This is a genomic window from Pseudomonas sp. W3I7, assembly GCF_030816095.1.
In the GTDB taxonomy this organism is placed as follows: domain Bacteria; phylum Pseudomonadota; class Gammaproteobacteria; order Pseudomonadales; family Pseudomonadaceae; genus Aquipseudomonas; species Aquipseudomonas salomonii.
This window is the reverse complement of sequence record NZ_JAUSXP010000001.1, coordinates 2,120,660-2,142,344: the sequence shown is the minus strand read 5'-3', so window position 1 is coordinate 2,142,344 and position 21,685 is coordinate 2,120,660. Positions and strand designations below refer to the sequence as shown.

15 protein-coding genes and 1 pseudogene are annotated in these 21,685 nt (G+C 60.5%); 6 read left to right on the top strand and 10 right to left on the bottom strand.

What is annotated here, in order from left to right:
* Positions 1–13: 13 nt before the first annotated feature.
* Both QF043_RS10060 and QF043_RS10055 read left to right on the top strand, forming a co-directional pair.
* The gene (locus QF043_RS10060) at positions 14–700 is read left to right on the top strand and encodes a peptidase E (protein WP_307418374.1); all 687 of its coding nucleotides are present in this window, start codon (positions 14–16) and stop codon (positions 698–700) included.
* Positions 700–879, top strand: a pseudogene (locus tag QF043_RS10055) (DUF6124 family protein); the annotation flags it as partial. The gene QF043_RS10060 and the pseudogene QF043_RS10055, both read left to right, overlap by 1 nt.
* Positions 880–1,094: 215 nt before the next feature.
* On the opposite strand, the gene cysS reads toward QF043_RS10055, so the two are convergent.
* Both cysS and QF043_RS10045 read right to left on the bottom strand, forming a co-directional pair.
* Positions 1,095–2,483, bottom strand: coding sequence for a cysteine--tRNA ligase (gene cysS, locus QF043_RS10050; protein WP_307418373.1), 1,389 nt, complete (start codon positions 2,481–2,483; stop codon positions 1,095–1,097).
* 21 nt (positions 2,484–2,504) lie between these two features.
* Entirely contained in the window at positions 2,505–4,205 is a 1,701-nt protein-coding gene (locus QF043_RS10045) for a glutamine--tRNA ligase/YqeY domain fusion protein (RefSeq protein WP_058421795.1), read from the bottom strand.
* Positions 4,206–4,454: 249 nt separating this feature from the next.
* On the opposite strand from QF043_RS10045, the gene QF043_RS10040 reads away from it, so the two are divergent.
* Positions 4,455–4,958 carry a peptidylprolyl isomerase gene (locus tag QF043_RS10040; RefSeq protein ID WP_307418372.1) on the top strand — a complete coding sequence of 168 codons (504 nt, stop codon included), beginning with the start codon at positions 4,455–4,457 and terminating at the stop codon, positions 4,956–4,958.
* Positions 4,955–5,704, top strand: a complete 750-nt coding sequence (gene lpxH / locus QF043_RS10035) for a UDP-2,3-diacylglucosamine diphosphatase (protein ID WP_307418371.1) — start codon at positions 4,955–4,957, stop codon at positions 5,702–5,704. Before QF043_RS10040 ends, lpxH begins: the two co-directional genes overlap by 4 nt.
* Positions 5,705–5,858: 154 nt before the next feature.
* Here lpxH and QF043_RS10030 read toward each other — a convergent pair whose 3' ends face one another.
* From QF043_RS10030 to QF043_RS10000, 7 genes are all read right to left on the bottom strand, one after another.
* Positions 5,859–7,394 (bottom strand): DHA2 family efflux MFS transporter permease subunit, encoded by a 1,536-nt coding sequence (locus tag QF043_RS10030; RefSeq protein ID WP_307418370.1) that lies wholly within the window; start codon positions 7,392–7,394, stop codon positions 5,859–5,861.
* Complete coding sequence (locus tag QF043_RS10025; protein ID WP_305454112.1) at positions 7,394–8,590, bottom strand: efflux RND transporter periplasmic adaptor subunit; 1,197 nt, start codon at positions 8,588–8,590, stop codon at positions 7,394–7,396. The genes QF043_RS10030 and QF043_RS10025 overlap by 1 nt, the downstream gene beginning before the upstream one ends.
* Positions 8,591–8,605: 15 nt before the next feature.
* Entirely contained in the window at positions 8,606–10,063 is a 1,458-nt protein-coding gene (locus QF043_RS10020; RefSeq protein ID WP_307418369.1) for an efflux transporter outer membrane subunit, read from the bottom strand.
* Positions 10,060–10,533: a MarR family winged helix-turn-helix transcriptional regulator gene (locus QF043_RS10015; protein WP_236374396.1), complete on the bottom strand. Its 474-nt coding sequence runs from the start codon at positions 10,531–10,533 to the stop codon at positions 10,060–10,062. The genes QF043_RS10020 and QF043_RS10015 overlap by 4 nt, the downstream gene beginning before the upstream one ends.
* A 1,149-nt stretch (positions 10,534–11,682) precedes the next feature.
* A complete protein-coding gene (locus QF043_RS10010) occupies positions 11,683–15,366 on the bottom strand; it encodes a translocation/assembly module TamB domain-containing protein (protein ID WP_307418368.1) in 3,684 nt (1,227 codons plus the stop codon).
* On the bottom strand, positions 15,366–17,093 hold the full coding sequence (locus QF043_RS10005; RefSeq protein ID WP_307418367.1) for an autotransporter assembly complex family protein: 1,728 nt from the start codon (positions 17,091–17,093) through the stop codon (positions 15,366–15,368). The genes QF043_RS10010 and QF043_RS10005 overlap by 1 nt, the downstream gene beginning before the upstream one ends.
* A 64-nt stretch (positions 17,094–17,157) precedes the next feature.
* Entirely contained in the window at positions 17,158–17,808 is a 651-nt protein-coding gene (locus QF043_RS10000; RefSeq protein ID WP_138814865.1) for an N-acetyltransferase, read from the bottom strand.
* 168 nt (positions 17,809–17,976) lie between these two features.
* Between QF043_RS10000 and xthA the strand changes: the two genes are divergently transcribed.
* Positions 17,977–18,789, top strand: a complete 813-nt coding sequence (xthA, locus tag QF043_RS09995) for an exodeoxyribonuclease III (protein WP_307418366.1) — start codon at positions 17,977–17,979, stop codon at positions 18,787–18,789.
* Between the two features lie 198 nt (positions 18,790–18,987).
* The gene (locus QF043_RS09990; RefSeq protein WP_307418365.1) at positions 18,988–20,316 is read left to right on the top strand and encodes a phosphate ABC transporter substrate-binding/OmpA family protein; all 1,329 of its coding nucleotides are present in this window, start codon (positions 18,988–18,990) and stop codon (positions 20,314–20,316) included.
* A gap of 132 nt (positions 20,317–20,448) precedes the next feature.
* Here QF043_RS09990 and QF043_RS09985 read toward each other — a convergent pair whose 3' ends face one another.
* Complete coding sequence (locus QF043_RS09985) at positions 20,449–21,678, bottom strand: acyl-CoA dehydrogenase (RefSeq protein WP_307418364.1); 1,230 nt, start codon at positions 21,676–21,678, stop codon at positions 20,449–20,451.
* Positions 21,679–21,685: the final 7 nt, after the last annotated feature.

Below are 21,685 nucleotides of genomic sequence, written 5' to 3'. Positions count from 1 at the left end.
GACAGAGGTCAGGATGAATAAAAATATCATTGTTATAGGCGGAGAATCGGCTGATGAGAGAGTGCGCATGACGCGTATCGACCAGCACATCGTCGCCTCGTCGGGCAAGACGTGCCCGAATGTTCTCTATATCTCCACAGCCAATGGCGATGACCGAATTAAAATCTCTGACTTCATCGCAAAATATGAAAGCGCCGGTTGCACCGTCACCACACTGACGTTTTTCATCGACCCCTTTCCCAGCACAGATCAGATCTCTGCGCTGATTGAGCAGGCCGACATCATTTATGTGCCCGGCGGAAATACGCGAGCCATGCTGGCTACGTGGCGCGAATTTGGCGTTATCGCACTTCTGAAAGAGGCGTGGGAAAACGGCACAGTGCTCTGTGGTGTGAGTGCCGGAGCCATTTGCTGGTTTGATTATGGCCACTCGGATTCAGGGGGTACCTTCGCACTGGTCGAAGGTCTCGGCTTACTTCCCGGAGCCCTGTGTCCGCATTTCAGCTCAGAGGCAGGAAGGGAAACATCGTTTGTCGAGCTGGTGCAGCTTCAGGGTATACAGCCTGCCTACGCGGTGGATGATGGCGTTGCTGTGCATTTCAAGAATGACCGATACCACAGGTTGATCCGCAGCGAAGCGCAGAGTTGCGCTTATGAGGTCAGTGCCTCAGCGCCGTATCTGACTTCCCTACCGGAGTAACACTGCTGGTCAACGCTTCGGAGGATCTTGCGTCAGTTCAAGCGCTGGCAAGCCATTTGGCGTTTGAGATCGACGGCAATCCCCGCAGCGTGGTGCTCGGAATTTGCCGGAGGCTGGAGGGGATCCAGTTGATGGTGGAAAAAACACTAATCCTCAATGCCAGCCCGACGCAGGGATAAATCCAACAACAGCGGGCATGCAGAGCGGGCACGGTAAAATGTGGGAGCGGGCTTGCTCGCGAAGACGGAGTGTCAGTTGATACATCTTTAACTGATCCACCGCATTCGCGAGCAAGCCCGCTCCCACATTTGGATCGAGTAGGCCGCTGAAATAACACCCCGCAAAAAAAAACGCCCCGAACCAGTCGGGGCGTTTTTTATTCAGGGTTTACCGATCAAGCCTGATCAGCCAACCGCCACGTCGTGCCGCCCTTGCCGTCTTCCAGCACCACACCCATCGCGGTCAGTTGGTCACGGATACGGTCGGACTCCGCCCAGTCTTTGCCTGCACGTGCCGCCAGGCGCGCTTGGATCAGCGCATCAACCTCAGCCGCATCCACTCGCCCTTCGGCGCCGGCTTGCAGGAAGTCATCGGCTTCCATCTGCAGCACACCGAGCACGCTGGCCAGCTCTTTCAGGCGTGCAGCAAGACCAGCGGCGGCATCAAGGTCACTCTCGCGCAGACGGTTGATCTCACGCACCATCTCGAACAGCACCGCGCAGGCTTCCGGGGTGCCGAAGTCGTCGTTCATGACTTCGGTAAAGCGTGCCACGAACGCTTCGCCGCCGGCCGGTGCCACGGCCGGCAGGCCTTTCAACGCGTGGTAGAAACGTTCCAGGGCGCCTTTGGCGTCCTTGAGGTTGTCTTCCGAGTAGTTGATGGCGCTGCGGTAGTGGCTCGACACCAGCAGGTAACGCACCACTTCCGGGTGGTACTTTTCCAGCACGTCGCGGATGGTGAAGAAGTTGTTCAAGGACTTGGACATCTTCTCGCCATTGATGCGGATCATGCCGCAATGCATCCAGGCGTTGGCGTAGGTCTTGCCGGTGGCGGCTTCGCTTTGGGCGATTTCGTTTTCGTGGTGCGGGAACTCAAGGTCGCTGCCGCCGCCATGAATGTCGAAGGTCTCGCCCAGGCAGCAGGTGGACATCACCGAGCATTCGATGTGCCAGCCCGGACGCCCGGCGCCCCATGGCGACTCCCAGCTCGGCTCGCCGGGTTTGGTGCCTTTCCACAGCACGAAGTCCAGTGGATCCTGTTTGGCTTCGTCGACTTCGATACGTGCGCCGATGCGCAGGTCTTCGATTTTCTTGCGCGACAGCTTGCCGTAGCCCATGAACTTGGCGACGCGGTAGTACACGTCGCCATTGCCCGGAGCGTAGGCATAACCCTTGTCGATCAGGGTCTGGATCATCGCGTGCATGCCCGGGATATGGTCCGTGGCGCGCGGCTCCATGTCCGGTTTGAGGATGTTGAGGCGGGCCTCGTCCTCGTGCATCGCAGCGATCATGCGCTCGGTCAGCTCATCGAACGGTTCGCCGTTCTCCCGCGCCCGGTTGATGATCTTGTCGTCGATGTCGGTGATGTTGCGCACATAGGTCAAGTCATAGCCGCTGAAACGCAACCAGCGGGTCACCAGGTCGAAGGCAACCATGCTGCGGCCGTGGCCGATGTGGCAGTAGTCGTACACGGTCATGCCGCACACGTACATGCGCACCTTGTTGCCATCCAGCGGCTTGAAGACTTCTTTGGTCTTGCTGAGTGTGTTGTAGATCGTTAGCACGACATTTCCCTTAAGACAGAATCACTGGCCCCACGAATCACGCAAGGTCACGGTACGGTTGAATACCGGCGCACCAGGTTTCGAGTCCTTGATATCCGCGCAGAAGTAACCTTCGCGCTCGAACTGGAAACGGTCTTCCGGCTGTGCGTCGCCCAGCGATGGCTCGGCACGACAACCCGTGAGAACTTGCAGGGAGTCAGGGTTGATGTTGTCCAGGAAGCTGGCGCTGTCTTCAGCCTTCTCAGGGTTCGGCGAACGGAACAGACGATCGTACAGGCGCACTTCGCACTCGATGCTGGCAGCAGCCGGCACCCAATGAACCACGCCTTTGACCTTACGGCCTTCAGGGTTCTTGCCCAGGGTTTCCGGGTCGTAGGAGCAACGCAGTTCGACGATGTTGCCATCGGCGTCCTTGATCGCTTCGTCGGCACGGATCACGTAGCTGCCGCGCAGGCGCACTTCGCCGTTAGGCTCCAGGCGCTTGTAGCCTTTTGGCGGCTCTTCCATGAAGTCATCACGGTCGATGTAGATTTCACGCGCGAACGGCAGCTTGCGCACGCCGAGTTCTTCTTTTTGCGGGTGACGCGGCAGTTCGAGGTTATCGACCTTGTCTTCCGGGTAGTTGGTGATCACGACTTTCAACGGGCGCAGCACGCACATGGCGCGCGGCGCGTTGGCGTCCAGGTCCTGACGGATACTGAACTCGAGCATGCCGTAATCGACCACGCCGTCGGAGCGGTTGGTGCCGACCATGTCGCAGAAGCTGCGGATCGACGCCGGGGTGTAGCCGCGACGGCGGAAGCCCGACAGGGTGGACATGCGCGGGTCATCCCAGCCATGCACGTGCTTTTCGTCCACCAGCTGCTTGAGCTTGCGCTTGCTGGTGATGGTGTAGTTCAGGTTCAGGCGGCTGAACTCGTACTGACGCGGATGCGCCGGTACCGGCAGGCTGTCGAGGAACCACTCATACAACGGGCGATGGCTTTCGAACTCCAGGGTGCAGATGGAGTGGGTGATGCCTTCGATAGCGTCCGACTGACCGTGGGTAAAGTCGTAGTTCGGGTAGATGCACCACTTGTCACCGGTCTGGTGGTGATGGGCGTGGCGGATGCGGTACATGATCGGGTCGCGCAGGTTCATGTTCGGCGAGGCCATGTCGATCTTGGCACGCAGTACACGGGCGCCGTCGGGGAATTCACCGGCGCGCATGCGGTTGAACCAGTCGAGGTTCTCTTCTACCGAACGGTCGCGGAACGGGCTGTTCTTGCCCGGCTCGGTCAGCGTGCCACGGTATTCCTTGGCCTGTTCCGGGGTCAGGTCGTCGACGTAGGCCTTGCCGGCCTTGATCAGTTCGACGGCCCAGTCGAACAACTGGTCGAAATACTTGGACGCATAGCGCACTTCACCGGACCATTCGAAGCCCAGCCACTTGATGTCGCTTTCGATGGCGTCGATGTATTCCTGGTCTTCCTTGGCCGGGTTGGTGTCGTCGAAACGCAGGTGCGTGACGCCACCGAACTCCTGGGCCAGGCCGAAGTTCACACAGATCGACTTGGCGTGACCGATGTGCAGGTAGCCGTTGGGCTCTGGCGGGAAGCGGGTGACGATCTGCGTGTGCTTGCCCGAATCAAGGTCCGCCTGGATGATCGGGCGCAGGAAGTTGACCGGGACGGCAGGTCCGGCCTTGGAATTCGAGGTAGGGTCGACAGTGGGCTTGCTCATAGGATCCTTGAACAGACAGGTTCGTGGCCGGTTGGGGCCAGATAAAACAAAGGCGATATCATAGCCGATGCTGTCAAGTACCTGACAGAGCAGCACCGAAAACTGCTGCATTTAATGCACCGGCGGTAAAAAACCACCTCGAAATTCCTGCAGGGCACGCTAAACTGCGCGCCTTGGCACACATTTGGCCAAACCGGTAGCGGCGCCTTGGCGTCCAAACCCACGAATTCCCTGAAAAGAGTAGTGAACATGACTAAAGTCAAACTGACCACCAACCACGGTGACATCGTCATCGAGCTGAACGCCGAGAAAGCGCCGATCACCGTCGCCAACTTCATCGAGTACGTGAACGCCGGCCACTACGAGAACACCGTTTTTCACCGTGTCATCGGCAACTTCATGATCCAGGGCGGCGGTTTCGAGCCGGGCATGAAAGAAAAGAAAGACAAGCGCCCAAGCATCCAGAACGAAGCGGACAACGGCCTTTCCAACGACAAGTACACCGTCGCCATGGCCCGTACCATGGAGCCGCATTCGGCCTCCGCGCAGTTCTTCATCAACGTGGCCGACAACGCCTTCCTCAACCACAGCGGCAAGAACGTGCAGGGCTGGGGCTACGCGGTATTCGGTAAAGTCACCGAAGGCCAGGACGTCGTTGACCAGATCAAAGGCGTGCAGACAACCGGTAAAGCCGGTCACCAGGACGTTCCGGTAGAAGACGTAATCGTCGAGAAAGCCGAGATCGTTGGGTGATATTACTGATTTCAGATTTGCATCTGGAAGAGGAGCGCCCGGACATCACCCGGGCGTTTCTGGATCTGCTCCACGGCCGCGCCCGTGGCGCCCAGGCGTTGTACATTCTGGGGGACTTCTTTGAAGCCTGGCTTGGCGACGATGGGATGACCGCCTTCCAGCGTTCCATCTGCGAGGCGTTGCGCGAGCTGAGCGACAGTGGCACCCCGATTTTTATCATGCATGGCAACCGCGATTTCCTGATCGGTAAGGCGTTCTGCAAAGCCGCAGGCGCTACCTTGCTCAAGGACCCGAGTGTCGTGCAGTTTTACGGCGAACCCGTGCTGTTGATGCACGGCGACAGCCTTTGCACCCGCGACGTCGGCTATATGAAGCTGCGGCGCATTCTGCGTAACCCGATTGCTTTGTTTATCCTGCGGCACTTGCCGTTGCGCACCCGCCACAAGCTGGCGCGCAAGCTACGCAGCGAGAGCCGTGCGCAAATACGCATGAAGGCCAACGATATTGTCGATGTGACGCCCGAGGAAGTGCCACGGGTGATGCAGCAGTTCGGCGTGCGCACCCTGGTCCACGGCCATACGCACCGCCCCGCCATTCATAAACTGCAGATTGGTGACCAGGCGGCCAAGCGTATTGTGCTGGGGGATTGGGACAAGCAGGGTTGGGCATTGCAGGTGGATGAACAAGGGTTTGCGCTGGCGGCGTTTGACTTCGTCAATCCACAGTTGGCGCTGCCCGGCGCCTGATCTTCAAACACCACCAATCCGATGTGAACAGAGATCCAAATGTGGGAGCGGGCTTGCTCGCGAAGGCGGCATGTCAGTCAACTCAGGTATCGACTGAACCACCGCTTTCGCGAGCAAGCCCGCTCCCACATTTTTGACCGCGTACAACTTCAGGTCAGTGCCCCGAAGCCTCCGGCCCGGCCTTCGCGCCAAACGGCGGTTTGGCCAGCCACACCAGCAACATCAAGCCCATGAACATCCACCCCAGCAACGTGAAGTAATCCACGGTGGACATCATGTACGCCTGGCTGGTGAGGATCTGGTCCAGCTGCGCATAGGCCTTGTGCCCTGCCCCGCCGAGCGCCTGCAAGGCATCGCGGGTGGCCGAGTCGTAGGTGGTCATGTTTTCGCTCATGTACGCATGATGCTGGTCCGCGCGGCGAATCCAGATCCAGGTGGTCAGCGACGCCGCGAAGCTGCCGCCCAGGGTCCGCAGGAACGTGGCCAGACCCGCGCCGTCGGCGATTTGCGCCGGCGGCAAGTCGGACATCAGGATGCTCAAGGTCGGCATAAAGAACAACGCCACGCCGATCCCCATGAACAACTGCACCAAAGCGATGTGGGTGAAATCCACCTCGTTGGTAAAGCCCGCGCGCATAAAGCAGCTCAAGCCAATCGCCAGGAACGCCAGGCCCGCCAGCAGGCGCAGGTCGAACTTGTGCGCATACTTGCCCACAAAGGGCGACATCAGCACCGGCAATATACCGATCGGCGCGACCGCCAGACCCGCCCAGGTGGCGGTGTAGCCCATTTGGGTTTGCAGCCATTGCGGCAGGATCAGGTTGATCCCGAAGAAGCCCGCGTAACCCAAAATCAACACGATGGTGCCGATGCGGAAGTTGCGGTAGGCAAACAGCCGCAGGTTGACCACCGGGTGTTTGTCGGTGAGTTCCCAGATGATGAACACCGCCAGGGCAACCACCGAAATCGCCGCGCCAATGATGATGAAGTTGGACTCGAACCAGTCCAGGTCATTGCCCTTGTCGAGGATGATCTGCAAGGCCCCGACACCGACGATCAAGCTCAGCAAGCCAACGTAATCCATCGGCTGGTAACTGGTGACCACCGGGCGTTCCTTCAATTGCGAACGCACCACCATCACCGCAAAAATGCCGATGGGCACGTTGATAAAGAAGATCCACGGCCAGCTGTAGCTGTCGGTGATCCAGCCGCCGAGGATGGGGCCGGCAATCGGCGCCACCACCGTGACCATCGCCAGTAACGCCAGGGCCATGCCGCGCCTGGCCGGTGGGTAAACCGCGATCAGTAACGTCTGGGTCATCGGGTACAACGGCCCGGCGACCAGGCCTTGCAGTACCCGAAAGCCAATCAGCTCGGGCATTGAGGTGGAGATACCGCAGAGGAACGACGCCAGCACAAACAGGATGGTCGCCCACAAAAACAGCTTCACCTCGCCAAAGCGGCGGCTCAGCCAGCCAGTGAGCGGCAAGGCAATGGCGTTGCTCACCGCAAACGAGGTGATCACCCAGGTGCCCTGCTCCGAACTCACGCCCAGGTTGCCGGAAATGGTCGGCAACGCCACGTTGGCGATGGTGGTGTCGAGCACCTGCATAAAGGTCGCCAGCGACAGGCCGATAGTGGCCATCAGCAAGCTTGGCGGCGTAAAGGACGCGGGGGCGTTAGCGCTCATCAGCGTTGCACAGCCTTGGGTGCGGCGAGGCTGTTGTCATGGATCAATTGGCTGATCATGGCATCGGCTTCGGCCAGTTGGCGGTCATACACGTTGGTGGTGAACGAGGCCTTTTGCGGTGCCTGTTGCGCCAGCACCGGGCCGCTTTGGTCGTGCAGGTTGACGTTGACCACGGTGCTCAAGCCCACCCGCAGCGGGTTCTTGGCCAACTCCTCGGCGTTGATATGGATGCGCACCGGCACCCGTTGCACGATCTTGATCCAGTTACCGGTGGCATTCTGCGCAGGCAGCAGGGCAAAGGCACTGCCGGTGCCGGCGCCGAGGCTGTCGACGGTGCCGGTATATTTCACGTCACTGCCGTAGATGTCCGCTTCGATGTCCACCGGCTGGCCGATGCGCATATCACGCAACTGGGTTTCCTTGAAGTTGGCGTCGATCCACAGCTGGTCCAGCGGGATCACCGCCATCAACGCGGTGCCAGGCTGTACGCGCTGGCCCAGTTGCACGGTGCGCTTGGCCACGTAGCCGGTGACCGGTGCGATCAAGGTGCTGCGCGCGTTGGTCAGGTAGGCCTGACGCAACTGGGCGGCGGCGGCTTGCACGTCCGGGTGGGACGAAATCACGGTGTCATCCACCAAGGCATTGGTGGTTTTCAGTTGCTGCTCAAGGTTGGTCAGGGCGTTCTTGGCGGCGGTCAGGCTGTCACGCGCATGAGACAACTCTTCCTGGGAGATCGCACCGCCCTGGGCCAACGTCTTGCGGCGGTTGAAGTTGTCCTGGGCGGTTTGCACGTCAGCTTTCTGTGCGTTGACTTGGGCTTTCATGCCGTCGACATTGCTGTACAAACCACGCACCTGGCGCACGGTGCGGGCCAGGTTGGCCTGGGCACTTTGCAGGCCGACAGCGGCGTCATTCGGGTCGAAGTTGATCAGCACCTGGCCTTCGTGCACCAGGTCGCCGTCGTCGGCGCCGATGCTGACCACAGTGCCAGTAACCAACGGGGTGATTTCCACCACGTTGCCGTTCACATAGGCGTCGTCGGTGCTTTCATTGAAGCGCCCGTAGAACTCATACCAGCCCCACACGCCGACCACGCCAAGAATGACGATCAAAGCCAGGCCGATCAGCATGACTTTGCGTTTGCGCGGGTTGTTATCGGGTTTTTCAGTTGCGTTGCTGTTTTCGGCAGTGGCCATGACAAATACCTCAAATTATTCCGTACGGGTGGCGGGGCTGGTCGTGGTCGCGGCCACGTTATTGGCGTTGAATCCGCCACCCAGGGCTTGCATCAATTGAATCGACAGGTCGATCTGCGCCGCATTCAGGGTCGCCAGCTGGCGCTGGGCCTGCAGCAATTGCTGCTCGATGCTGAGCACATCCAGGTAGTTACCGATGCCGGAGCTGTAACGCTGCACCCCGGTGTCGTAAGACTGCTGGGCAATGTCCGCGGCGTGTTGCTGCGCCTGGATCTGCCGGCCGGTTTCACGCAGTTGCATCAGGGTGTTGCCGATATCGCCCAAGGCTTGCACCAGGGTTTTGTTGTACTGGGCCACGGCCAGGTCGTAATCGGCGTCGCGGGCATCGAGGTCGGCACGTAAACGGCCGCCATCGAAGATCGGCAACGAAATCGTCGGCGCAATGCTGAAGAACCGGCTGGCGGAGCCAAACATCGCATCACCGAGCAACGACTCGGCCCCGGCGCTCGCACTGAGATTGAGGTTGGGGTAGAAGCGGGTTTTGCTCGCAGCCACGTTTTTGCTCGCGGCCTCGACGCGCCAGCGTGCGGCGATCAGGTCCGGGCGGCGGCCCAGCAGTTCGGCGGGCAGAACTGAAGGCAAGGCGACGGCGCTGGGTTTGAGCACATTCGGGCGACTCAGCTCGCCGCCACGGTCCGGGCCTTTGCCGAGCAATACCGCCAGGGCGATCTTGGCGCTTTGCAGTTGTTTTTCGGCATCGATCAATTGCGACTGGGAGCTGGCTTCCAGGCTTTCGGTCTGCTGGTACTGGTACTCGCTGTCGATGCCAGAACTGAGGCGACGTTTGCTCAGGTCGAGCATCTGGCGGGTGCGTTTGAGGTCGTCATTGGCCAGGTCACGCACGATATGCGCCTGGCCCAAGTCGCTGTAAGCCTTGGCCACGTTGGCCGCCAGGGTCAGGCGTGCGGCTTGTTGGTCGACTTCGGCGGCACGCGCCTGGCCCAACGCGGCTTCCCAGGCGGCGCGCTGGCCACCCCAGAGGTCGAAGTTGTAGTTGAAGCTGGCGCCGATGTTGCGCACGGTGGCATAGGCATCGCCCTGCCCGCGCGGGTCCTGGTCCTTGGCCAGGCGCGAACGGCTCACGCCGGCGCTGGCATCCAGGGTGGGCATGCGTTCGGCATCGGCAGCATAGGCAGCGGCTTCGGCCTGGTGGGCACGGGCGCTGGCGACTTGCATGTCGGGGCTGTTTTGCAGGGCTTCATGGATCAGGCCATCGAGCTGCGGATCGCCGAGGCTTTTCCACCAGTCGGCGGTCGGCCAGGCGGCCGTGGACAGGGTCACGCCGCTCAAGGATTTGCCGGTTTGCAACGTGTTGGCGTCGAGACGTTGGCCCTGGGTGTCGAGGCCGCTGAAGTTGGCACAACCGGCCATACTCATCGCCACCAGCACCAGGCTGAGTGCACGCGTTTTCATTGATTACCTACCCGCTGGATGACGATGGCGTCACCGGCAGCTACCAGAATTTTCTTGAGGATTCTTTCCAGGGTTTCCAACTCACCAGGCTCCAGGGCCCCGGCCAGTTCATTCATCGACTGCGCGCCGATATGCGGCAACATGTCGGCCAGGCGCTGGCCGTCTTCGGTGAGCACCAACTGCACCTGGCGCCGGTCCTGCTCGGAACGCTTGCGCGCCAGCAGGCCTTTTTGTTCCAGACGGTCGAGCATGCGGGTCATGGAGCCGCTGTCCAGGGACAGGTTGCGGCACAGCTCCGCCGGGGTGTCGACATCGAACTGGGCAATGATGATCAACACCTTGAACTGCGCGGCGGTGACGCCGTGGGGTTCCATATGGGTGTCGATAATGCGGTCCTTGAGCAGCGCCGCCCGGCCCAGCAATAGGCCGAGGTGGCAGTTGCGAAAGCTGTCAGGGGTGAAGTGGGTCATCGAAAGTCACCTTATTACTGCCTAGGCAGTGAATGTATGACAAGATGTTACTGCTTAGGCAGCGAATGTCAAATGGAATTATTAGCTTGCTTGGTAGTTTGGCGACAGGTGGGCTTGAAACACCAACAACTGTGGGAGCTGGGTTGCCTGCGGTGGCGGTTTGGCGGGGGTGGTTGGTCGGGGTACATATCCGTTATTTGGGTAACGGCTGAGTATGGTTTCGCTCTTACAGCGACTCACTTTTCGAAGGACCGAAAAGTAAGCAAAAGGTCCTCGCCCCAACACTCGGTGCCTCGCTGTGGCTCGGCATGCCCGCAATCCGACACTGATTTAGGGGGCCGCCGCCCCGCGCCATCCATGGCGCGGGGCGGCTAAACCGGCATCCCTGCCGGTTTACCCCCCAAATCACTGTCGAATTGCGGCCATCGTGTTTGACGGGGCGATTTCAGATCAAGATCAAGATCAAAAGCGCAGATCAAAAGACCGCTGACTTCGTCATCGAAAAGGATGTAAGAGCCACTGCAACAACAGCAACAGCAACAGCAACAGCAACAGCAACAGCAACAGCAACAGCAACAGCAACAGCAACAGCAACAGCAGAGCCATACTCGGTCAAAGGTGGGAGCGGGCTTGCTCGCGAAGGCGGTGTGCCAGTCAATTCATCTGTAACTGACCCACCGCCTTCGCGAGCAAGCCCGCTCCCACATTTAGACTGTGTTGCATCAGGTAGACAGGCTGTTGCTTTGCACTTGATCTGGCTTTTGATTCAACCACTCAGGTCGGCTTTCAGGCCGCCGTGCTCTGCTTTTGATCTTGCTTTTGATCTGAGGCGCCCCGTCAACCACGATGGCCGAACGCAGGCTTGAATCCGTGGGTAACCCGGCAGGACGCCGGGTTAGCCGCGCTGGGCCAAGGATGGCCCATCGCGGCGGCCCACGGATTCAAGCCGGAGTGAGGGCACACCGAGCCAGAGCGAGGTGCCGAGTGGTGGGGCACAGACCTTTTGGTTACTTTTGGGGCGTTTGCCAAAAGTGACCCGCTGTAAGAGCGGAACCATAATCAGCCGTTACCGCAGCAACGGATATGTACACCACCAAAAGACCGCCACAGCAGGCAACCCAGCTCCCACAGGGTTAACACGTCCGGGCTTTAGAAATCCCGCTTGTAGAAAATATCCAACGAACTCGCCACGCCACTGGCCACTTCCAGGTACACCTTCTTGCTCAGCAAGTAACGCAAAGCAATGGTATTAGCCGGCTCAAATACCCCAACCCCATACCGCAGACTGAGCTTCTCGGTAATTTTGCCGCTGGCCACCACTGCGGTCTTGTTCCCGGTGCCCTGGGTATCAAGGTCGAAATCCTGAATCCCCAGCTTGTTGGCAATATCCGAAGTCACCCCCGCACTGCCCATAAGCCCCAGGCCCAAGGCAGCCTCAGCGAGCATATTGTTGTCTTCACCCGTGTTGTTGCGCGAACGCCCCAGCACCAGGTACGACAACGCATCTTCCTGAGGCATCGACGGCTCGGAGAAGATCTGCGTCGTCGGCTGCTCGGCGCTGCCGCTCAAGCGAATACCGGCAGTCACAGTCCTTGAGTCCTCAACGACAACCCGTGTCGCTTCGATATCCAGGAACGGCTGATCCAGGGGGCCGGCAAACAACAGCCGCGCACGCCGCACATTGAGGCGCTGGCCGTAGGCACGGTAACGCCCGTCGTTGAGCCACAGCTCGCCACGGGTGTCCATGTTGTCGCCAATATGCACATGCCCCTGAACCTTGGCAGTCAGGCCAAAGCCGGCAAAGTTAAGCTGGTCTTCACCCACCTCGACGTCGATGTCCATGGCCATCGCCATCGGCGGCTTGCCCTCCTCGGTCTGGCTGCCGACGATCACCGTGTCATCGGAGACCTTGACCGTCGACGGCGGCAGTTCGCGCACGGTGATATCGCCGCGCGGGATGTGCACCTTGCCGGCAATCGCCAACTTGTCGTCCTTGAGGCTGATCTTAAGGTCCGGCGCCACTTCCAGCTTGGCATAGGGCTCAACCGTGACCGGCAATTTCGAGCCTTGCAGGCTCAGGTCCACCGCCAGGGCCTGGCCCCAGCCGACATGGCCCTTGAGGCTGCCCTGCCCGTCTTTGCCGCTGCGCCAGCCCCCGTTGAGCTGCACACTTTCACCGGCGATCAGCGCCTGCACGTTCAAGCCCTCAAGGCTCATCGGCAGCTCAGGCCCGGAAATTTCGCCGTCGACCAGGTTCACATTGCCGTTGACCTGCGGTGCCAACAACCCGCCCGAGATACGGCCGTTACCGTTGAGCTTGCCATTGAGGGTTTCCACCATTGGTACAAAGGGTCGTGCCACGGCGAGGTCCAGGCCGGTGAGGCTGAACGTGCCGGTGATCGGCTTGTCCTTGGGCAACGGGTTGATCTGCGCCTGCAACAGCAACTCGCCGAGCTTGCCACCGCGAAAATTCAGCTGCGTGTCGATGCGCTTGGGGTTGAGGGTGGTTTCCAGTTTCAAGGTGTCGTAGGGGAAATCCACCCATTGGTGCTTGTCCTTCACGCGCAAGGTGCCGCCGCTGGCATCCACCGCGACCACGCCTTTAGGGCCACTGCTGGGCAGGTCGAGTTGCACATCGGCGTTGAGCTTGCCCTGCCAGGCGAAATCCTTGGGCAAGAAGGCCGCCAGGCTGTCGATCGGGAATTGCTTGAGGTGGTAGCGCAGCTTGGGCTCGGGCATCAGACGCTGGTCTTCACCGCACAAACTGGAACCGCCAGACACCCAGCAATGCGCGGCAAAGGTCAGCTTGCCGTCGGCCAGGCGTTCGATTTTCGCCGGCGCTTGCAGCTTCCAATCCTGGCCGCCGGCCTGCACATCACCACTGGCCAGGCGCCCACGCCAATTGCCTTTGTCGAGGTTGCCATCCAGGGCCAGGGCAAGTTTGACCAGTGGCCCGGCCAGATCGAGTTGCACCTTCTGGCTCTTGATGTCGCCCTGGGCGCTGGCGGTCAGGGTGCCGACCTGGGTTTCACCGGCTTGAATGCCGCTGCCCTTGAGGTCGATCTTCGCGCGCTGGGCGTTGTCGAGGGCCGCATCGAGGGTGAGGCTTTGCAGTTTATTATCCGCAAACGCCAGTTGCTGGCCTTTGAGGTCGAGCTTGCCTTGCGGCGCCTTCAGCGTACCGGCCACGTCCACGCGGCCGTTGATCTGCCCGCGCAACTGCGGCCACAGTTGGGCCAGGCGCGCCAGTTTGATGTCGATTTGCCCGGCCAAGCGTTGCTGCAAACTACCACTGCCATTGATGCGGTTGTCGCCCAGGCGGATATCCAGGTTGGCCAGGGTCCACTGCTCGCCCGCGCCTTCGGCCTTGGCCGCCAGCACGGCGGTCTGGCCGCGCAAATGGCCCTTGAGGTCGAGGTCGGCATTCAGTTTAAGCTGCTCGTTTTTGAACTCGCCTTTGCTGCGCAACGGCCCGGCCAAGGTGCCCGGCAACTCAGCAACCCAGTACGCAGGGTTCAACGCCGACAAGTCCAGCGCAGTGTCCCAGGCAATGCCGTCGGCAAATTGCAGGTTCAGGTGGCCTTCGGCCTTGCCTTGCCCAGCGGTCAGTTTCAGCTCGGGCAGGAAGACTTGCTTGAGGTCGCCGCTGAATGGCGTGACCAGATTGAATTTACCTGCCGGCCCGTCCAGGTCGGCTTTAAGATTGCCGAGGTAGTTGCCGTCCTTATAGGAAACTTCACCGTTGAACGTACGCAAGGCAACCTGCGGCTCGTCGATTAACGGATAGAGACGATGCCAGGGGAAATCCAGCCAGTTGATTTTCGCGTCGGCACTGAAGCCTTGCTGCCAGTCCAGGTTGGCGCTGAGCTTGAGGCTTTGCTGGTCACCGGCAGTCAGGTCGAGGCCGGCGATCTGTGCGCCCTTGGCGTCGACCTTGCCCTGTAACAGCAAGGCCACCGGGCCCTTTTCTGCGGGCAGTACGGCCCGGCCGAGCAACTGGTAGCCACTGCTCAGGTCGCCCTGGGCGGTCAGGTCCAACTGATTGAGCTGCAAGGTGTCGGGCAAATCGGCGCTGGGTTTGAAGCCATCGGCCGTGATGTGCAACTGCGCGGGCAGGTTCTCGACCAAGGGTTGCAGTTCGCCGCTGAGCTTGGCGGGCAAATAGCCGCTGCTGTCGGCGTCGAGCTTGAGGGTCTTGAGCAGGTCGCCGTCCACCTTGAGCGCAACCTTCCACGGCGCGCCGCCGGGCGCATAGGGCAGGCTCAGGTTGCCGGTGGCGCTCAGCGGCCAGTCGCCGCTGGGTTGCAGCAGGCCGTTGAGGTCCAGCACCAGGTCATCGCGTTGCAGGTGCACCGAGTCGATCTGCATACCGGCGGCCGTCCAGTGCGCCGCCAATTGCAGGCCCTTGAGTTCTTCACTGCCGTTAAACAGCAGGCTGCCGACGCGAACGTCGCCCAACTGGATGGCAACCGGCAACTTGAGATCCGGCAACGTGATCGGGCCACTGCTCGGTTCGTTGCTCGGCGGGAATTGCAGGCTGACCTGCTCCACGTCCAGTTGGTTGATGCACAGGGTCATGCGCAACAGGCAGCCCGGTGACCAATCAAACTTCGGTGCATTGAGTTCGACCCGGCTGCCATCCTGTTGCCATAACAGATGGTCGGCGCTCCATTGGCCGCCCAGGTGGCCCTGGAAATTTTCCACGCTCAACCCCGGGACCTGGCTCAAGGCCCAACGGCTGCCTGCTTGAGTACCGAGCACCGTCCACAGCGCCAACAGCACCAGCATGAGGATCGCCACAATGGCCAGCCCCGCTATTTTCAAACCACGCATCACAGCTCAGGCCCCATGGAAAAGTGCAAACGAATGCCGCCCGGATCTTCGAGGGCATGGGCCAGGTCAAGGCGAATCGGCCCCACAGGCGACACCCAGCGCACACCCACACCCACGCCGGTTTTCAGGCTGGGCATTTCCAGGGTGTTGAAGGAGTTGCCTTGGTCGATAAAGGTCGCGATGCGCCATTTTTCGGCGATGGAATATTGATATTCGGCGCTCAAGGCCACCATGTAGCGCCCGCCGATGCGGTCACCGCGATCGTTCTCGGGTGACAGCGTCTGGTATTCGTAGCCACGCACGCTCTGGTCACCACCGGCAAAGAAGCGCAGCGACGGCGGCACCGACTTGTAGCCGTTGGTGGCACTGCCGCCGAACTGCGCACGGCCGAGGAAACGGTGGTTGTCCCACAAGGTGGTCAGGCCCTTGATGGTGGCGGTGCCGTACAGCAAGTTGGTGTCGGAGCCGAGCCCTTCCTTGGCGACCTTGGCGTCGAACATCAGGCGATAGCCATTGTGCGGGTCGATGCGGTTATCGCTGCGCAAGTAGGAATAGTTGATGCCCGGCATCACCAGGTTGCTCAAGCCCGAGTCATTGCCCAGGCGGTATTCTTCACGCTGGTACTTGAGCGAGATGACACGCGTCCAGCCGCTGGGCAGCTTGCTGTGCCATTCCGGGCCGAGGGTGAGCAATTTACTCAGGGTGTCGGTGTTGGCGATTTCTTCGTTCTGGTAACCGCCGGCGAAGCGCAGCTTGTCGGTGAGTGGCGGGTCGAGGGGAATGTCGTACCACAGGCCGACGTTCTGGCGTGGCGCCGACAGTTCGGCCTCCCAGCCATAGCTGTGGCCCTGCGGGTTGACCCAATGGCGGGTCCAGTTGGCTTTGCCGCGCGGGCCGACGTCGGTCGAGTAACCGAGGCCCAGGCCCATGGTACGTGGCTTGCGGGTATCGAGCTGCACCGCCACCGGGATCACATCGTTAGTGGAGGCGGTTGGGCTGGCGTCCACGCGCACGCCTTCGAAGAAGCCGCTCGATTGCAGGTTCTGATTGAGTTCGGCGATCAATTCGGAGTCATACGGCGTGCCACTTTTGAAAGGCACCATGCGTTGCAGCAGGTCTTCATCGAACGGCGTATCGCCGGTAAACCCGACTTTGCCCAAGGTGTAGCGCGGGCCGCTGTCGTAGATGAGTTCGATATCGGCGACGCCGGCTTGCGGGTCCACCAGCAGCTTCTGGCTGCTGAAACGCCCATTGAAAAAACCATAGCGTGACGCCTGGTTCTGGATCAGACGCTTGGCGTCTTCGTAGTTGCCATGGTTAAGCACGGCGCCGGATTTGAGGTCGTCGCTGGCGGGCACGCGAAATGCCTTGAGGCTCGCGGCCTGGCCGTCGACCCGAATGGTCACGTTGCGCAAATGCACCGGCTCGCCGGGGTCGATGGTGAGGGTCAGGCGCGGGTTCTTGCCGCCCTTCACCTCACTGGAGATCTGCGGCTGATAATAGCCCAGCGCCTGGGCCGCCTTGCGGGCCTGCTCCTCGGCGCCACGGCTGAACCGCAGCAAGGCTTCTTCGTCACGATCGCCAACCCCGCCGATATAGCCTTCGATGTTGGCTTTCAACGCGTCGTTTGATGGCTTGATGCGCACGTCCAATTCGCTTTGCGCAAATACGCCGCAGCTTGTGAACAGCAGAACCAAGCCGCTGGTAAATCTTCCTGGAAACTTCATAGGCGCGGATGCTACACGAGCTGGGGAGACTCTTTGAACCCGGAATTGTCTGAATAATTCTGTCTTAAGCCGTTGCAGCATGTAACGCCTGGGGATTCGGATGAAAAAACACGTGTTCCAGGACAGGCCCTACCGCCACTTCGCCGATTTCCTCATAGCCTTGGCGCTTGTAGAAATCCAGATAACGCGAGTTGCCGGTATCGAGCACCACACCCGATGAATGCGGGTCTTCGGCACACCAGTTGTGCACGGCCTGCAACAGTTGTTCGCCGTAATGTTTGCCCTGGAATTGCGGGTGAATACCCAGCAGCGGCAACACATGCACCGACTCGTTCGGCAGGCACGCCAGCACCGCGTAATGGTAATCCAGGTAACGCCGAGTGCCGCGTACGCCGGTGCTCAGCCACATACGCAACTGCCAGGCCCAGCTCTCGGTGATCCCCAGGCGCCGTTGCGGTGGCGCAATCAGGGCGATGCCGATCAGCCGGTCGTTGACGAACAGGCCGATGGCGGGCAGCTTCTGGAAAAAATGCTGCTTGACCAGCTCACGCACAGTGGCACGCACTCGCTGTTCGTACCCCGAGCGCTCAGCTTCGAAGATGTAGGCAAAGGTCGGCTCATGCCGATAAGCCTGATACAACAAGGAACGGGCCTCGCGGGAATAGCCGCTGTTGAGCAGGCGAATTTCGGCAATGGCAGTGGCAGTGTCCGGCATACAGTCAATCTCCCTGGGCGCCACTCAAACGATGGCGTTCTTATGGGTACGAACCTGTGCAGCACCAGTCGTTCCCAGACATTAGCAGCGCATACGTCCTACCGCCACGCTGGCCCCCGCCGGACTTGTCGGCTAGCATCGCCCTTTTGCCAGACTGGACTGCCGACCATGAAAATCGTCTCCTTCAATATCAACGGGCTGCGCGCCCGCCCCCATCAGCTGGCGGCGCTGATTGAAAAGCATCAACCCGACGTGATCGGCCTGCAGGAAACCAAGGTGCACGATGACCAGTTTCCGCTGGCCGAAGTGCAGGCCCTTGGCTATCACGTGTACTACCACGGGCAAAAAGGCCATTACGGCGTGGCCCTGCTGTCGCGCAAGCCGGCGTTGAGCCTGCACAAAGGGTTTGCCAGCGACGAAGAAGACGCCCAGCGGCGCTTTATCTGGGGCACTTTCGCCGACGAGCATGGCCAGTCGATCACCGTGATGAACGGCTATTTCCCCCAGGGCGAAAGCCGCGACCACCCGACCAAGTTCCCGGCCAAACAACGCTTCTACGAAGATTTGCAGCAACTGCTGGAAAGCCGGTTCAGCAATGACCAGCCGCTGGTGGTGATGGGCGACATCAATATTTCCCCGGAAGATATCGACATCGGCATCGGCGCCGACAATGCCAAGCGCTGGCTCAAAACCGGCAAGTGCAGCTTCCTGCCGGAAGAGCGTGAGTGGATGGCCCGCTTGAAGAACTGGGGCCTGGTCGACAGCTTCCGCCACTTGAACCCGGACGTGGCTGACCGCTTCAGCTGGTTCGACTACCGCAGCCGTGGGTTTGAAGATGAGCCCAAGCGTGGGCTGCGCATTGACGTGATCCTGGCGTCCAACGGCCTGGTGCCGCGGGTCAAGGATGCGGGTGTGGATTACGATTTGCGTGGGCTGGAAAAACCCTCGGACCATGCGCCGATCTGGCTTGAGTTGAGCTGACTTCAAGGTGTGTGTACTTCAAATGTGGGAGCTGGCTTGCCTGCGATAGCGGTGTGTCAGCCAGCCATTTGATGACTGACCCACGGCAATCGCAGGCAAGCCAGCGCCCACATTTTGATTTGCTGTGCGTCAGTCATATTTATGCAACCTGCCTGACTTAATCTGGCGGCACTCCCTTTGGCTTAAGAAGGTGCCGGCATGATGCTGCGCGTTCTGTTCCTGTTGATGCTGCCGCTCTACGCTGTTGCCGCTGCCCTCCCCGTTCCCGACCAAGGCCCCGCCCTGCGCATCCAGGGTTCCAATACCATTGGTGCGGCGCTGGGGCCTGCGCTGGTCAAGGGCATGCTGGAGCACCAGGGCTTGCAGGCAGTGCACAGCGAGCCCGGCGATGGCGCCAATGAACAACGGGTGATCGGCAAGACGCGTCAGGGCAAAACCGTCACCGTCGAAGTCGCGGCCCACGGCTCCAGCACCGGCTTCAGCGCATTGAAAAAATCCTATGCGGACCTGGCGGCCTCTTCACGTCCGATCAAGGACAGCGAGCTGGTGGACCTTGAACCCCTGGGCGACCTGAAAAGCCCGGAAGCCGAACAGGTAATCGCCATCGACGGCCTGGCCATTATCCTCAACCCGCACAACCCGCTGAATACCTTGAACACCGAGCAGCTGGCGCAGATTTTCAACGGTGAAATCAGCCACTGGGAGGATGTCGGCGGCGTCGGCGGCGCCATTCATCTGTACGCCCGGGATGATCAGTCCGGCACCTATGACACCTTTAAAGAACTGGTACTGAACCGGCGCGGTAAACCGCTGGCCGCGACGGCAACGCGTTTCGAGTCCAGCGAGGCGTTGTCCGATGCGGTAAGCCATGATCCGCAAGGCATTGGTTTTATCGGCCTGCCGTATGTGCGCCAGGCCAAGGCGCTGGCGATTGTCGACGGTGACTCACAGCCGATGTTGCCGGTGACCAGCCTGATTGCCACCGAGGATTACCCGCTGTCACGCCGCTTGTATTTCTACCTGCCACCCTCGAACCGCAACCCGTGGGCCAAAGCCCTGGTGGACTTTACCCAAAGTGGCAAAGGCCAGGCGATTGTGGCCGCCAATGGCTTTATCGCCCAGCAGGTGCAGGCGATTGCCGTGGAACCACGGGCGTCGATGCCCGAGGACTATCAAACCATCGTCCGTGACGCCCAGCGCTTGAGTGTGAATTTTCGCTTCGAGGAAGGCAGCGCCAGCCTGGACAACAAGGCGCGCCAGGATTTGCAGCGGGTGGTGGCGTATATAAAAAACCACGGCAAGCTCGACAAGCAGGTAACGCTGGTGGGGTTTGGCGATGCCAAGAATGACCCACAGCGGGCGGCGCTGTTGTCGAAGTTGCGGGCGATGGCGGTGCGCCGGGAGTTGGTCAAGAGCGGCGTGGTGCTGCGGGACATTCGCGGTTTTGGCGCGCAGATGCCGGTGGCGGCGAATACGGCGGATGAGGGGCGGATCAAGAATCGGCGGGTGGAGGTTTGGGTGTACTGACCTGTGAGTGTTGGGGTGCTCAGACTGGCCTCTTCGCGAGCAAGCCCGCTCCCACATTTTGACCGTATTCCAAAGGGGAAACGCGTTCCAAATGTGGGAGCGGGCTTGCTCGCGAATGCAGGCGCCTCGGTGTTACTGCCCGCCGCGCATCAGCTCTTTAGGCACATACTTGCCGATCTCAAATTTGCCAATCGCCGCACGGTGCACTTCATCCGGGCCGTCGGCCAGGCGCAGGGTGCGTTGCATGGCGTACATATAGGCCAGCGGGAAGTCGTTGGAAACCCCCGCGCCACCATGGATCTGGATCGCACGGTCAATCACCTTCAAGGCCACGTTCGGCGCCACGACCTTGATTTGCGCGATTTCGCTTTTCGCGACTTTGTTACCCACGGTGTCCATCATGTACGCCGCTTTCAGGGTCAGCAGGCGCGCCATGTCGATTTCCATGCGTGAGTCGGCGATCTTGTCGATATTGCCGCCCAGGCGCGCCAATGGCTTGCCGAACGCGGTGCGGCTGACGGAGCGTTTGCACATCAGTTCCAGCGCGCGCTCGGCCATGCCGACTGAGCGCATGCAGTGGTGGATGCGGCCTGGGCCAAGGCGGCCCTGGGCGATTTCGAAGCCACGGCCTTCACCCAAGAGTACGTTTTCATACGGTACACGCACGTTGTCGAACAGTACTTCGGCGTGGCCGTGGGGAGCGTCGTCGTAGCCGAACACCGGCAGTGGTCGTACGATTTTTAACCCTGGGGTGTCTACCGGCACCAGGATCATCGAGTGCTGCTGGTGGCGCGGTGCATCCGGGTTGCTCAGACCCATGAAGATCAGAATCTTGCAGCGCGGGTCGCAGGCGCCGGAGGTCCACCACTTTTTGCCATTGATCACCCATTCATCGCCTTGACGCTCGGCGCGGGCGGCCATGTTGGTGGCGTCGGATGAGGCCACGTCCGGTTCGGTCATGGCAAACGCCGAACGGATCTCGCCGCGCAGCAGCGGTTCGAGCCAGCGTTGCTTCTGTTCTTCGTTGGCGTAGCGCACCAGCACTTCCATGTTGCCGGTGTCAGGGGCGGAGCAGTTGAACGGCTCCGGGCCCAACAGCGAGCGGCCCATGATTTCGGCCAGTGGCGCATATTCGAGGTTGGTCAGGCCGGCACCCAGCTCGGATTCGGGCAGAAACAGGTTCCACAGGCCTTCGGCTTTGGCCCGGGCCTTGAGCTCTTCCATGATCGCGGTGGGCTGCCAGCGGTCGCCTTCGCTGACCTGGCGTTCGAACACCGGCTCGGCCGGGTAAACGTAAGCGTCCATGAACGCGGTGACGCGTTCACGCAGTTCCTGAACCTTGGGCGAATAAGCGAAATCCATGAGCAGC

What these genes read in the sequence shown, in the direction of transcription:
- QF043_RS10060 (WP_307418374.1), top strand. Translation starts at nt 14, where the DNA reads ATGAATAAAAATATCATTGTTATAGGCGGAGAATCGGCTGATGAGAGA.
- QF043_RS10045 (WP_058421795.1), bottom strand. Translation starts at nt 4,205, where the DNA reads ATGAGCAAGCCCACTGTCGACCCTACCTCGAATTCCAAGGCCGGACCT.
- QF043_RS10040 (WP_307418372.1), top strand. Translation starts at nt 4,455, where the DNA reads ATGACTAAAGTCAAACTGACCACCAACCACGGTGACATCGTCATCGAG.
- QF043_RS10030 (WP_307418370.1), bottom strand. Translation starts at nt 7,394, where the DNA reads ATGAGCGCTAACGCCCCCGCGTCCTTTACGCCGCCAAGCTTGCTGATG.
- QF043_RS10025 (WP_305454112.1), bottom strand. Translation starts at nt 8,590, where the DNA reads ATGGCCACTGCCGAAAACAGCAACGCAACTGAAAAACCCGATAACAAC.
- QF043_RS10020 (WP_307418369.1), bottom strand. Translation starts at nt 10,063, where the DNA reads ATGAAAACGCGTGCACTCAGCCTGGTGCTGGTGGCGATGAGTATGGCC.
- QF043_RS10015 (WP_236374396.1), bottom strand. Translation starts at nt 10,533, where the DNA reads ATGACCCACTTCACCCCTGACAGCTTTCGCAACTGCCACCTCGGCCTA.
- QF043_RS10010 (WP_307418368.1), bottom strand. Translation starts at nt 15,366, where the DNA reads ATGCGTGGTTTGAAAATAGCGGGGCTGGCCATTGTGGCGATCCTCATG.
- QF043_RS10005 (WP_307418367.1), bottom strand. Translation starts at nt 17,093, where the DNA reads ATGAAGTTTCCAGGAAGATTTACCAGCGGCTTGGTTCTGCTGTTCACA.
- QF043_RS10000 (WP_138814865.1), bottom strand. Translation starts at nt 17,808, where the DNA reads ATGCCGGACACTGCCACTGCCATTGCCGAAATTCGCCTGCTCAACAGC.
- xthA (WP_307418366.1), top strand. Translation starts at nt 17,977, where the DNA reads ATGAAAATCGTCTCCTTCAATATCAACGGGCTGCGCGCCCGCCCCCAT.
- QF043_RS09990 (WP_307418365.1), top strand. Translation starts at nt 18,988, where the DNA reads ATGATGCTGCGCGTTCTGTTCCTGTTGATGCTGCCGCTCTACGCTGTT.
- QF043_RS09985 (WP_307418364.1), bottom strand. Translation starts at nt 21,678, where the DNA reads ATGGATTTCGCTTATTCGCCCAAGGTTCAGGAACTGCGTGAACGCGTC.